Origin of the sequence: Gordonia jinghuaiqii (genome assembly GCF_014041935.1) — a bacterium.
Taxonomy (GTDB): domain Bacteria; phylum Actinomycetota; class Actinomycetes; order Mycobacteriales; family Mycobacteriaceae; genus Gordonia; species Gordonia jinghuaiqii.
Window position 1 is genome coordinate 4,723,200 of record NZ_CP059491.1, and the last position, 12,420, is coordinate 4,735,619.

Here is a 12,420-nt window from a genome sequence, read left to right on the forward strand (position 1 = left end):
AGGGCGTCCGGTCATCTTCGTCGGCTATATTCTCGAACTCGTGACTAGACGGTGGCTGGGCCCGATCGGTTGTACCCCTGTCGGTGGACCTCAAACAGCTACCGGCCCGGCAGGTGCTGTCTAGGTGCAGATCCCGCCTCAGTTCCTGCTGTCCGCACAGGCCGAGGATCCTCGGACGCTCTGCGACATCCTCACCGCCACGGCTCGGGCGCACCCCGACGCTGCGGCCATCGACGACGGTGAGATGACCCTCACCTACGGCCAGTTGCTCGCCGTGGTCCGACGCACCGTCGGCCGCCTCGGTGAGGTCGGCGTCGGGCGCGGCAGCCGTGTCGGCATCCGCATGCCCTCGGGGTCGCGCGATCTCTACGTGGCGATCCTCGCGACGCTCTACGCCGGTGCCGCCTACGTCCCCGTCGATGCCGACGACCCCGACGAACGCGCCGAACTCGTCTTCGGTGAGGCCGGGGTGGACGCCATCGTCGACGCCGACGGTCCGCGATCGGCTCGACCGGACACCGCGGCGGCCACCGAGCCGCCTGCGCGGCCCACGCCCGACGACGACGCGTGGATCATCTTCACCTCCGGCTCCACCGGCAAGCCGAAGGGCGTCGCCGTCACCCACCGCAACGCCGCGGCCTTCGTCGACGCCGAGGCGGACATGTTCCTGCAGGACGACCCCATCGGCCCCCACGACCGGGTCCTGGCGGGCCTGTCGGTGGCGTTCGACGCGTCGTGTGAGGAGATGTGGCTCGCGTGGCGCAACGGCGCCTGCCTGGTGCCCGCGCCGCGCTCGCTGGTCCGCAGCGGCATGGACCTGGGTCCGTGGCTGGTGGCCCGCGACATCACCGTGGTCTCCACCGTCCCGACGCTGGCGTCGTTGTGGCCGCCGGAGGCACTGGAAGCGGTGCGGCTGTTGATCTTCGGCGGTGAGTCCTGCCCGCCCGAACTCGCCGACCGGCTCGCGGTGGAGGGTCGCGAGGTGTGGAACACCTACGGACCGACCGAGGCCACCGTCGTCGCATGCGCCGCGCCGCTGAGCCGAGAAGGCCCTGTGCGAATCGGATTACCCTTGCGCGGTTGGGATCTCGCGGTCGTCGATCCCCAGGGGCAGCCGGTAGCGGAGGGCGAGGTCGGCGAACTGGTGATCGGCGGCGTCGGACTCGCCCGCTACCTCGACCCCGCCAAGGACGCCGAGAAGTACGCGCCGATGCCGAGCCTGGGCTGGGAACGCGCCTATCGCAGCGGCGATCTCGTCCGGTTGGACCCCGCGGGCCTGATCTTCATGGGTCGCGCCGACGACCAGGTCAAGGTCGGCGGCCGGCGCATCGAGCTCGGTGAGATCGACAACGCCCTGCAGAATCTGCCGGGAGTCAGCGGCGCCGCGGCCGCGGTCCGCAAGTCGGCCGCGGGCAACAGCCTGCTGATCGGCTACCTCGTCTCGGCCGATCCGGACTTCGACGTCGCGGACGCACATGCGCAATTGCGGCGGCACCTACCGTCCGCGATGGTCCCCACCCTTGCCCTCGTCGACGAATTGCCCACGCGGACTTCGGGAAAGGTTGATCGTGATGCGCTGCCCTGGCCCCTGCCAGGCAGCGCAAGACCAGAGGATGAGGATGTCGAACTCAGCGAGACCGAACTCTGGCTGGCACGGCTGTGGACCGATGTCCTCGGCGTGACGATCACCAGCCCCGACGTCGATTTCTTCGCCGAGGGCGGCGGTTCGCTGGCCGCGGCTCAGCTCGTCTCGGCCGTACGCCGGCGGTATCCCGACATCTCGGTCGCCGACCTCTACGATCATCCCCGGCTCGGCTCGATGGCGGAGATGCTCGACGCGCGGCGCCCGACGGCGGCCGTCGTCGCGCGCCACATCGAACCCACCCCGCGCGCGTCCGGACTCGCCCAACTCGCGCTGACCATCCCGCTGACCGCGCTCACCGGACTCCAGTGGGCGACCTGGCTCGGCGTCGTGAACAATGTCGCGACACTGGCCGCCGACCGGATGGGCCGCAGGGTCGACTGGCTCGTCGAGGTGAACTGGTGGGTGCTGCTCGCGGCGTTCCTGATCTTCATCACCCCGCCGGGGCGGATGGGCATCGCGGCGATCGGCGCACGCCTGCTCCTGTCCGGCGTGACCCCCGGAATCCATCCGCGCGGCGGCAGCGTGCACGTGCGGCTGTGGGTGGCCGAACGCCTCCTCGACGCCAGCGGCGCGGCCAATCTGTCCGGCGCGCCCTGGATGATCTACCTGGCCCGCTCGCTCGGTGCGCAGATCGGGCACGGCGTCGACCTGCACACCATTCCCCCGGTGACCGGGCTGCTGACGGTCGGGGACGGCGCGTCCATCGAACCCGAGGTCGACATCGCGGGCTGGTGGATCGACGGCGACGACGTCCACATCGGCGAGATCGCCGTCAAACGCGGCGCATCGATCGGCGCCCGGTCGACCCTCATGCCGGGTGCGGTCGTCGGGCGAGACGCGGTCGTCGCCCCCGGCTCGGCCGTGTTCGGACGGGTCAAGGCCCGACAGCACTGGGCAGGCTCCCCCGCCATCAAGGTCGGCAAGGCCGAACATCCGTGGCCCGACCATCGTCCGCCGCGCGCCCCGGGCTGGGTCCCGGTCTACGGGTTGTCGTCGTTGGGTCTGGCCGCGATCCCGCTGATCTCCCTGGCCTCGGGGCTCGCCGTCATCGGCACCTGGGCGGTGTCGGCGGACCGGTTGCGCGACGCCGCGATCCGGGCGCTGATCCTGCTGCCCGCCGCCACCGTCACCAGCCTGTTCGTCTTCGCGGCGATCACCGTGATCCTCGTGCGCCTGGCGTCGCTGGGCATGACCACCGGCTATCACCCGGTGCGCTCGCGCGTCGGCTGGCAGGTGTGGATCACCGAGCGCCTGCTCGACGCCGCCCGCACCTACCTTTTCCCGCTGTACGCCAGCCTGCTCACCCCGGTCTGGTTCCGCCTGCTCGGCGCGAAGGTCGGTGTGGGCACCGAGATCTCGACCGCCCTCGTGCTACCGAAGTTCACCACCATCGGCGACGGCGCGTTCCTCGCCGACGACACCATGGTCGCATCGTATGAGTTGGGTGGCGGCTGGCTGCACATCGACGAGGCGAAGATCGGCAAGCGCTCGTTCCTCGGCAACTCCGGCATGACCGGGCCGGGCCGCAAGGTCCCCAAGAACGGGCTCGTCGCGGTGCTGTCGGCCACCCCGGATCGCGCGAAGTCGGGCTCGAGCTGGCTGGGTAGCCCGCCGGTGCGCCTGCGACGGACCGCCGCCGAGATCGACACCTCACGCACCTTCGACCCGCCGTTGCCGTTGAGAGCCGCCCGCGCCCTCATCGAGACCCTGCGTCTGATCCCGGTCATGGTCTCGTTCGGGCTCGGCGTCGGGCTACTGCTCTCCCTGCAGTACGTCGCGGTCCACGTCCACTACGGGATCGCCGCCCTGGTGAGCGGGCCTGCCCTGCTGTGCGTCGGCGCGATCGCCTGCATCACCGCGGCCGCGGCCAAGTGGATCGTCGTCGGCCGCATCTCGGTGGGCGAGCATCCGCTGTGGAGTTCGTTCGTGTGGCGCAACGAGCTGTCGGATGCATTCGTCGAGACGGTCGCGGCCCCGTGGTTCGCCAATGCCGCGACCGGTACGCCGATCCTGAACCTGTGGCTGCGGCTGCTCGGCGCGAAGATCGGCCGCGGCGTCTGGTGCGAGACCTATTGGCTGCCCGAGGCCGACCTGGTCACCCTGGGCGACGGCGCGACCGTGCAGCGGGGCTGTGTCGTGCAGACCCACCTCTTCCACGATCGGGTGATGGCCATCGACCGGGTCACCCTCGAGGCCGGTGCAACACTCGGCCCGCACTGCGTCGCGCTCCCGGCGTCGGGACTCGGCGAATCGGCAACCGTCGGACCTGCCTCGCTGGTCATGCGCGGCGACGTGGTCCCCGCGCACACCCGTTGGCAGGGCAACCCGATCGCGCCGTGGCCCCGCTCGCGGCGCTGAGCGGTTTCGTCGAGGTCAGACCGCGGGGGCGTCGGCCGCCGGATGCTCCACCCTCTTGGGCAGGGTCAGCAGCGTGGCGATCGACAGCGCGACCAGCATGATGCCGCCCACCCAGGCGAGGACCTCGAGGGAGAAGGCCGGCAGGATCATCATCACGATGCCGGCGATCACCGCGACGATCCCCGACAGGATCAGGAACCACGTCGGTACGTGTCCCGACTTGGTGATCGCGGCATAGAGATCGGCCACGCCCTGGAAGATCCAGCCGATGCCGATGAACACTGCGAGCAGCCAGACTGCGTCGCCGGGGCTGAAGAGCGCGATCACACCGGCCAGCAACACGATCGCACCGATGACGCCGAGAAGGATCCGCATCCCGGTACCGAGGAACGACGCCGCGAACGCCTGATAGATGCGGAAGATGCCGGCGATGATCAGCGAGATGGCGAACAGCATCGCGACCACCACGATGGTGGGACCGGGCCACAGGATCGCGATGACCCCGATCACGATGCCGACGATCGAGGTGATGATCAGCGCGGTACGGACGGCACCGATCACCTCGTCGGGGAATTGCTTGGTGTACACCGCGGCGAATGTCATGCGCGAAGATTATCCGCCACGGGCCTCGCCGGTGTGCTGTTCACGGGTGTGGCACAAACCTGCCCCTCGAGCCACTGCCCCTCGAGCCACTGCCCCTCGAGGCTGGTGCCCTCCCTTCGAGGCCGGTGCCCGCCCCTCATGCAGCTGGGTGCGGCCGTGGGCGGTAGTAAGTAACGATGACCACGATCGCGTTCTTCGACCCGGTAGCCGTCCCCGCGACCCCTGATCGTGCGGAGGAGGTCCGCTATCGGCCGACGACTTTCGCGTCCAGCCTCTGGGCGCCGGGGACATTGAACGGTCCGGCCGTGTGCGCACTCGCGGCTCGCGCGGTGGAACTCGGGTTCGGTACCGACGACTTCGTCCCGGCACGATGCACGATCGACCTGTTCAAGGCTGCGCGCGACATCATCACCTCCACCCGGCTCTCGCTCGTGCGTTCCGGCGGGCGCATCCGGGTCGTCGACGTCGAGGTGTTGCAGCACCCGGATGACGGTCCGGAGGTGGTCGTCGCCCGGGGAACGACAGTGTTCCTCCGCACCTCGTCGAACCCGCCGGGCGAGCGGTGGCAGCGGCCGGCGGAGGCGGTGACCTTCCATCCGCCGGCCACCACACCCGACGACCTCGCCCCCCGCTTCGCCTCGGACACCCCGGGTGCCGGTCCCGGAGAGTGGGAGCAGGAGATGTCCCACCACCAGAACAGCCACCGCAAGCGGATCTGGACACGGGCGGCCCCGATCGTCCCGGGAGAAGAACCCACGCCCTTTCAGCGCACGGTGATCGGTGCGGAGTCGGCGAGCCTGATATCGAACTGGGGCACGACAGGCATCGGATTCATCAACTGCGACCTCACCGTCGCCATCAGCCGTCTGCCCCACGGTCAACGGATCGGCGTCGAAGCCGACGTCCACATCGAGGACGACGGCGTCTCGGTGAGCAACGCGGGCCTCTACGACGCCGACGGCATGTTCGGAACGGCCCTCGTCACCGCGGTGAACAACGCCGCCGCACAGATCGATTTCACCACCGTCGACACCTCGGAGCGCTACCGCGAAGCCTGACCCGAAAACGGTACTTAGCCTGCATAAAGACCCTTGTCTCACCCCCAGGTCTTGATATGGTCACGCCCATGACACGTCGCCTCTCACGGCCACTCACGGGTCTTGTCGTCTCGGTACTCGCCATGGCCCTGACGACCACGCTGACTGCCACACCTGCCCATGCCGCCCCGCATGCGGCCGGACCGGCGACGATCGTCAACCGGCTCACCGGCCCGTTCGCGATGAACGACACGATCGGCCGCTACGACATCGTGGGCACCGACCTCGGCGTGATGTGGGACAACGGCCGCGGCGAGATCCTGACGGCCTTCGGCGACACCCAGTCGTTCAACGGCTGGTCGCTGCTGTACGGCGAACTCTTCTACTGGCGGTCGAACGTCCTGCTGCGCAGCACCGACCCCCATCTCGCCGACGGGATGACCTTCACCTCGCACGCCGGCCGGCCGGGCCACGCGAAGCGGCTGCTGAAGCCGAACGTCCGCCGCGAGGTCACGATCATCCCCACCGCCGGGGTGGCCGCCAACGGCAAGCAGTACATGACCGTGATGTCGGTGAAGCGCTGGGATTCGCCGGGCATCTGGACCACCAACTGGGCCGGTCTCGTGTCCTCGACCGACAACGGCGAGAACTGGCGGTCGGTCAACGCCTTCCGGCCCAACGGCGGCGGGAACAAGAAGTTCCAGATGGGCGCCTTCCTGAAGGTCGGTAAGACCGTCTACTACTACGGCACCCCCGACGGACGTTGGGGCGGTGTGTATCTCGCGCGCGTCGGCGAGAAGGACATCGAGAAGCTCGGCAAGTGGGAGTACTTCTCCTACGGCCGGTGGGTGCCCAACAACCCCGACGCCGCAACGCCGGTGATGGGCGCGCCGACCGGCGAGATGTCGGTTCAGTGGAACGACTATCTCGGCAAGTACGTGTCGCTGGCCAGCCAGGACGTCGGCGTCACCCTGCGCACCGCCGACAAGCCTTGGGGTCCTTGGACTTCAGGTGAGATCGTGGCGCCGTCGGTCGACCCGTACACCGGGTATGCACCCTACATCCACCCGTGGTCGAAGGGCAGCACGCTCTACTTCACGTACTCGATCTCCCTCGGCTATCAGGTCTACCTGATGAGGCTGCCGCTGCGACGCGGCTGACCTCGGGCTGGGCGCAAAAGCTACCCGGCGTCGCACGCGTGGTGGTTTACTGGCACGGAAGAGACTGACCGACACGCTCCGGCCGCAGAGCCCGACGATCGCATCCTGTCCGCGGTGATGGTGCGACACACAAGGTCGTGATGGGCATGAACTACTGGGTCAGCGTCGTCTTCCGTGCGATTCCCTTGGCCATGATGGCCGTGTGTATCGGTTTCGGCGCCTATATCTGGACCGCAGGTGATTCCGCCGGGAACTTCGTCGCCGGCCACGTGGTCGTCTTCCTGGGCGCCATCTGCGTGTGCCTGTTCTGTACCGCCGCGACGATCATCAGGCAGCTGATCGGCCGCTTCAACACCCTCGACAAATTCCTGTATCCGGCATTGGGATTCATCACGGCGGCGGGGACCGCCGCGTACGGGATCATCATCTTCGCCGGCGCGGCACCCGAACGTCCCGACGACTACGTCGCCGGTCACGTCGTCTTCGGTCTCGGATTGATCAGCGGGTGCGTCGCCGCGGTCGCGACCGCATCGACGAAGTTCACTCTCGTACCGCAGAACTCCCAGCTGCCCGACAGCGACCGTTCACGCCCCGGCTCCGCGTTCTCCGGCACGTCCACCCTGGTGCTGTATGCGATCCCGGTCGTGTTGGCCGGCACCGCCTGGACGTTCGCGATCATCGACCTGGCGCAGGCGTCGACGCCGGAACGGTTCACCGTCGGCCACGTCATGAGCGGCTTGGCGATGATCTGCACGAGCCTGATCGGTCTGGTGTTCAGCATCGTCCGGCAGGTCCAGAACACCTACGAACCACGCGAGCGGATACTGTGGCCCGCGCTGGTGATCGCCATGGGGACGCTGAGCACGATATGGGGCGTGGTCGTCCTCGGCCTCCACAGCGAGAAGTACTATCTGACACCCGGCTTCGTGATGATCGGACTCGGTCTCGTCTGCTTCAGCATCCTCAGCAAGGTCGGTCTCCTCGCGCTCGTGTGGCGGCGGACGTTCGAGCTCGCCAACCGGGTACCCCTCATTCCCGTCGTCACCGCCTTGGCCTGCTTGTTCCTGTCCGCCTTCGTCTTTCAGATGGCAGTCGACGACTCCAGCGTGTTCATCGCCGCCCGCGTGCTCGTCGGACTCGGCGGGATCTGTTTCACCCTGTACTCGATCGTCAGCATCCTGGAGAGCGGCACCTCCACGGAGTAGCCGCCCTCCAGGAGCCGACTGGGAGGATCAGCCCTGTCCGAGCATCTTCTTCATCTGGTCGATCTCTGCCTGCTGCGTCTTCTCGACCTCGGTGGCAAGAGCTTTGGTGCCGGGGTCGACACCGTCGGTGAGAACCGCGTCGGCCATTGCGATCGCGCCCTCGTGGTGACGGATCATGCCCTCGAGCCAGAGCTTGTCGAACGCGGGACCCCGCGCATCGCGCAGCGCCATCATCTGGTTCGCGGTGAGCATCCCGGGCATGTCCGAGTGGCCCCCGTGCCCCATCCCCGGCCCCATCCCGGGACCGTCGTCGTCGACGCCCCAGCTCTCGAGACGATCCTCCATCTGGTCGATCTCGCGCTCCTGGGCCTTCTCGATCGCCGCCGCCAGGGCGATCAGCTGCGGATTGTCGGTTCTGCCCTCGACGAGTTCGGCCATCATCACCGCCTGCCGGTGGTGTCCGATCATGGTCGAGTTGAAGTCGACGTCGGCGTCGTTGTGGTGGGCGCCGGGCAGCGACGAACCGCCCGCCGGGCCGCTGCTCATCGTGGCGCTGCTCGTCTGGGGACCGGCCGACTGGGCGCTGCCGGGCGACTCGTCGGGCGAGCATCCGGCGAGAACGAGCGCGGCCGCCGCCGCGATTCCTAGTGCGGACACCGCGGGGACGCGGCGTCGAACTGTGCTGTTGCGTGGTAGGGACATGACTGAACTCCCTTGCTGCTGAGGTTTCTACGGAATTCGGAGAAGAACGGCATGGCGGACCGACCGGTCCGCGGACCACCTCAGCAGCGGATCACCTGCAACTGCAGATGCGAGTGCATGGGCAAGGGCGGCGGTCATCTCGGAGCCGGGGTCATGTCAGAAGCCGGGGTCATGTCAGAAGCCGGGGTCATGTCAGAAGCCGGGGTCATGTCAGAAACCGGGAGCGTCGACGCCGTTGGCACGGCGCGGTCCGACTCGTGCGTCGCGACCGGGTGACCCGCAGGTCCCGGTGTCGAGGCCTGGGTGTGCCCGCCGAGATGACCCGCGACCGCCGCGTGCATGAGCAACACCGCGAACGCGAGCAGCAGGACCGTGACGCGTCGTCGGGCGACGGTGCGCGGTCGGCGGCTGCTCACGGCGTCCAGGCTACGAGCTCACGAAGCGGTCGTCGATGCCTTCGCGCCGGAGCTGTCGTCGTGCGCGGCCAGTGCGGGGTCGCCGTTCTCGGCGGCCGCCTCTTCCTCCGCCAGCCGACTCTGCCGCGGTATCAGCCACTTTCGATCGACGATGCGATACGTCGCGACCACAGCTGCGGCCAGTGCCCAGCCGAGCACGATGTCGAAGATGTAGTGCTCGGCCGTGTAGACCAGGGCGAACGCCATGGCCAGCGCATAGCCCATGAACAGCGTCTTTCCGAGCGCCTTCACCCGCGGCCACATGAAGAGAGCGAGGAGCATCGTCAAGCCGGCGTGCAGGGACGGGATGGCCGCGACGAGATTGGACTTGCCCTGGCCAACCTCGACCAGGTTCGACGCGGCGTGGATGTTCAGATAGCCCCAGCCACGCGCCGAGATGCGCTCGACGTAGGGATTGGCGCCGGGATGATCGGTGTCGAGCTCACCGAGAAGGCCACCCGGTTCCTTGGCCTCCGGCGAATACATGCAGATCGGATCACGCGGATAGTCGTGGACCTCGGCGGCGGTGCATCGGGCCGCGGCCCACGGCGGCGCGCCGGGGACCAGGGTGTAACCCACCAGGGCGAGGAATGTCGTCGCCACGAAGCACGCGGCATAACGTCGCCACGCCGTGCGGTCCTTGAGCCACAGCACCGCTGCCACGGCGTACGGAACGATGAAGTACGACATGTAGACGACGCTGATAATGACCTCCCACCAGGGAGGACTCGCCTGCTTGAGGTGTTCCTGCAACCACGCCGTGGGGTTGACGCCACCGGTCAGGAACGCGTCGAAGTCGATCGCGAGGTGCCAGTGCGTGGGCATGTCGACGACGCGCGCGACGTCGCGGGTCCAGTCGTAGAGGATCAGGATCAGCGCGAACGGCGCCCAGTCGGTGAGGATGGTGATGAACTTGCGGCGGCCGATACACGCGGCTGCCAGTCCGAGGCACAGCAGGATGATGAGGCGGGTCCGGTCGAACGCGAGACCCTCGAACGCGATGTGCAGCGCGATCAGCACGAACCAGGCGCCGATCGCGATACGTCGGACCGTGGTCAGGTCGCGGCGGTTCTCCGGGTCGGGGTCCATCTCCGCTGCGGCAGCCAGATCCTCGAGGACCGGCGACATCTCCGGGGGCTGCTGGTCGTCTGTGTCGGCACCGCGGTCGCTCTTCGACGCACCGCCCGGCTGCGGGACGCCCACCGTCTCGTCAACACTCACCCGACACAACCCTGCCTGTCACACCCCGCAGGGCAACCACCCTCGTAACCTGCCGTCATTGTAGTGGCCATCCCGCGTTCGGAAACCACCGCGAGAGCCAGGCATGTCACGGTTTCGCGAGTCTGCGCGGCGACCACCGGCGGAAATGTCCGTTTTCGCCGACGGCCCACTTTCGGAGGTGTTGTCGATCACACTGGGGTTCCCGATAGATGGGGTTCTCGATCGATGAGGAGGTCCCGGTGCCCAATCGCTATCTGCGCTACGGCGATCAGCGCTACATCATCAACAAGGAGGCGGAGGCCCGGCTCAACCGCACCCTCGACGCGGTGTACGCCGACGGAACCCGCGGGCACGAGTGGCTGAACCTCTACCACGACAGCGCCGCCCCCTGCCGGTTGCTGATCGCGGCGGGCGTGCCGATCACCATCGAAACCGAACCGTGCCTGGGTGAATGAACTGCCTGGGTGAATGAACTGCCCGGGTGAATGAACTGCCCGGGTGAACCCGGGCGTCGGTGCGGGCAACTATCGTTGTCGCATGCGCATCGGAGCACATCTTCGTGAGGACACCGACCCCCTGGCCACCGCGGCCGAACTGGGCATCGACGTGTTCCAGATGTTCGTCACCGACCCTCAGAGCTGGAAGAAGCCGCAGCCCAATCCGCGGGCCGCGGAGTTCCGCGAGTCCGACATCGACGTCGTCGTGCACTCGAGTTACCAGATCAACGTCGCGAGCCTGAACAACCGGTTGCGCATGCCGTCGCGAAAGGCCGTCGAACAACAGGCGGCCGCGGCTGCCGAGCTGGGCGCGTTCGGTCTCGTCGTGCACGGCGGACACCTGCGTGACGGCGAGGAGAGCGCCGAGGGATTCGCGAACTGGCGCAAGCTGTTCGACCGCCAGGCCGACAAGGGCGGGTTCGGGGTGCCGATCCTCATCGAGAACACCGCGGGCGGCGACCACGCGATGGCACGCACCCTCGAGTCGATCGATCGGCTGTGGGAAGCAGTCGGAGACTTCGAACAGGCGGGATTCTGCCTCGACACCTGTCACGCATGGGCCGGGGGCGAGGATCTGGTCGGCCTGGTCGAACGCGTCCGTGAGATCACCGGTCGCATCGACCTCGTACACCTCAACAACTCTCGCGACGAGTTCGACTCCGGCCGCGACCGGCACGCCAACCTGGCGTCGGGCCACATCGATCCCGAGGTGCTGGTCGCCGTCGCGGAGGCCGCAGGGGCGCCCGTCATTCTCGAGACGCCCGCCGACGGCATCCCCGACGACCTGGCCTATCTTCGAGAGTCGCTGTAGGCGCGCGGTTCAGGAAAGACTTCCCAAGCCCGGAAGCGGAACCGGTGACGGGTTCACCGGGTAGGCCGCCACTCTCATGTCGACTGTCCCGTTGCACGGCCCGCCCTTGATGGTGGTCCGCCACAATCCCGTGAGGGTGCCGTCGGCCTGCGGCGTGTAGGTCGCCTCCGACTCCGCCGGGGCCCACACCTTGGGTACGCCGGCGCCCTGCCAGCAGTCCCACTCCCAGCTGTAGCGGTGGACCCAGGAGCCGTTCTCCCAGATGTAGCGGGGCGGTTGCGGCAGCGTCGGGTTGGCGGGCTTCGGCCCGTTCGTCACCGTGGCCACGCATGCACCACCGACACATGAGGTCACGAAGGTGTAGTCGTCGGAGAAATCCGGCTCGCCCTGCCGGGCGGCGAGGCTGGTCCCGGTCTTCGAGGCCGCGAATCGCTTCAGCGTGTAGACGCCGTTCCATGCGGGTTCGGCCGCCTGCGCGGGGGCGACACTCACCAGAAGGCCTGCTGCCAACGTGAGGATCGTGGCCACACCGACGGCCATCCGCGCGGTACTCGTTCCTAGTCTGCTCATGCCTCATCCAACCCCATCAACGGTCTGTAGGTGGGACAACGAGATCGCGCCCCCAGTCGCCCACGCTCGTGGGTGTCAGATCACAGGTCCAGCGATTGATCGGACGGGGATATGGGTCTATTCTGCTGTTACCGGCGAGTAACTTAGCTCGAGCCG

Annotated in this window: 11 protein-coding genes; 6 read left to right on the top strand and 5 right to left on the bottom strand. The window is 67.9% G+C overall.

What is annotated here, in order from left to right:
- Window positions 1–124 precede the first annotated feature (124 nt).
- Window positions 125–4,003, top strand: a complete 3,879-nt coding sequence (locus H1R19_RS21025; protein ID WP_219850069.1) for a Pls/PosA family non-ribosomal peptide synthetase — start codon at window positions 125–127, stop codon at window positions 4,001–4,003.
- Between the two features lie 15 nt (window positions 4,004–4,018).
- Here the strand turns inward: H1R19_RS21025 and H1R19_RS21030 are convergent, their stop codons facing one another.
- Window positions 4,019–4,606: an HdeD family acid-resistance protein gene (locus H1R19_RS21030; protein ID WP_219850070.1), complete on the bottom strand. Its 588-nt coding sequence runs from the start codon at window positions 4,604–4,606 to the stop codon at window positions 4,019–4,021.
- A 176-nt stretch (window positions 4,607–4,782) separates the two neighbouring features.
- Between H1R19_RS21030 and H1R19_RS21035 the strand changes: the two genes are divergently transcribed.
- The 3 genes from H1R19_RS21035 to H1R19_RS21045 all read left to right on the top strand — a co-directional run bounded on the left by H1R19_RS21035 (window position 4,783) and on the right by H1R19_RS21045 (window position 8,008).
- Complete coding sequence (locus H1R19_RS21035; RefSeq protein WP_219850071.1) at window positions 4,783–5,664, top strand: thioesterase family protein; 882 nt, start codon at window positions 4,783–4,785, stop codon at window positions 5,662–5,664.
- A 68-nt stretch (window positions 5,665–5,732) separates the two neighbouring features.
- Complete coding sequence (locus tag H1R19_RS21040; protein ID WP_188328240.1) at window positions 5,733–6,803, top strand: glycoside hydrolase family 183 protein; 1,071 nt, start codon at window positions 5,733–5,735, stop codon at window positions 6,801–6,803.
- 146 nt (window positions 6,804–6,949) lie between these two features.
- Window positions 6,950–8,008 carry a DUF2776 family protein gene (locus H1R19_RS21045; protein WP_188328241.1) on the top strand — a complete coding sequence of 353 codons (1,059 nt, stop codon included), beginning with the start codon at window positions 6,950–6,952 and terminating at the stop codon, window positions 8,006–8,008.
- A 27-nt stretch (window positions 8,009–8,035) separates the two neighbouring features.
- Here the strand turns inward: H1R19_RS21045 and H1R19_RS21050 are convergent, their stop codons facing one another.
- From H1R19_RS21050 to H1R19_RS21060, 3 genes are all read right to left on the bottom strand, one after another.
- Window positions 8,036–8,710, bottom strand: a complete 675-nt coding sequence (locus tag H1R19_RS21050) for a DUF305 domain-containing protein (RefSeq protein WP_219850072.1) — start codon at window positions 8,708–8,710, stop codon at window positions 8,036–8,038.
- A gap of 134 nt (window positions 8,711–8,844) precedes the next feature.
- A complete protein-coding gene (locus tag H1R19_RS21055; RefSeq protein WP_219850073.1) occupies window positions 8,845–9,126 on the bottom strand; it encodes a hypothetical protein in 282 nt (93 codons plus the stop codon).
- An 18-nt stretch (window positions 9,127–9,144) separates the two neighbouring features.
- On the bottom strand, window positions 9,145–10,386 hold the full coding sequence (locus tag H1R19_RS21060) for a phosphatase PAP2 family protein (protein ID WP_372631962.1): 1,242 nt from the start codon (window positions 10,384–10,386) through the stop codon (window positions 9,145–9,147).
- Between the two features lie 239 nt (window positions 10,387–10,625).
- Between H1R19_RS21060 and H1R19_RS21065 the strand changes: the two genes are divergently transcribed.
- Together H1R19_RS21065 and H1R19_RS21070 are read left to right on the top strand one after the other, a co-directional pair.
- Window positions 10,626–10,841, top strand: a complete 216-nt coding sequence (locus H1R19_RS21065; protein WP_188328521.1) for a hypothetical protein — start codon at window positions 10,626–10,628, stop codon at window positions 10,839–10,841.
- 82 nt (window positions 10,842–10,923) lie between these two features.
- On the top strand, window positions 10,924–11,694 hold the full coding sequence (locus H1R19_RS21070) for a deoxyribonuclease IV (RefSeq protein ID WP_188328244.1): 771 nt from the start codon (window positions 10,924–10,926) through the stop codon (window positions 11,692–11,694).
- A gap of 9 nt (window positions 11,695–11,703) precedes the next feature.
- On the opposite strand, the gene H1R19_RS21075 is transcribed toward H1R19_RS21070, so the two are convergent.
- On the bottom strand, window positions 11,704–12,234 hold the full coding sequence (locus tag H1R19_RS21075) for an Rv2253 family sensor-like surface protein (RefSeq protein WP_188328522.1): 531 nt from the start codon (window positions 12,232–12,234) through the stop codon (window positions 11,704–11,706).
- Between the last annotated feature and the right edge of the window lie 186 nt (window positions 12,235–12,420).

Coding starts and splice junctions, on each gene's coding strand:
- H1R19_RS21030 (WP_219850070.1), bottom strand. CDS start 4,606: ATGACATTCGCCGCGGTGTACACCAAGCAATTCCCCGACGAGGTGATC.
- H1R19_RS21035 (WP_219850071.1), top strand. CDS start 4,783: ATGACCACGATCGCGTTCTTCGACCCGGTAGCCGTCCCCGCGACCCCT.
- H1R19_RS21040 (WP_188328240.1), top strand. CDS start 5,733: ATGACACGTCGCCTCTCACGGCCACTCACGGGTCTTGTCGTCTCGGTA.
- H1R19_RS21045 (WP_188328241.1), top strand. CDS start 6,950: ATGAACTACTGGGTCAGCGTCGTCTTCCGTGCGATTCCCTTGGCCATG.
- H1R19_RS21050 (WP_219850072.1), bottom strand. CDS start 8,710: ATGTCCCTACCACGCAACAGCACAGTTCGACGCCGCGTCCCCGCGGTG.
- H1R19_RS21070 (WP_188328244.1), top strand. CDS start 10,924: ATGCGCATCGGAGCACATCTTCGTGAGGACACCGACCCCCTGGCCACC.
- H1R19_RS21075 (WP_188328522.1), bottom strand. CDS start 12,234: ATGGCCGTCGGTGTGGCCACGATCCTCACGTTGGCAGCAGGCCTTCTG.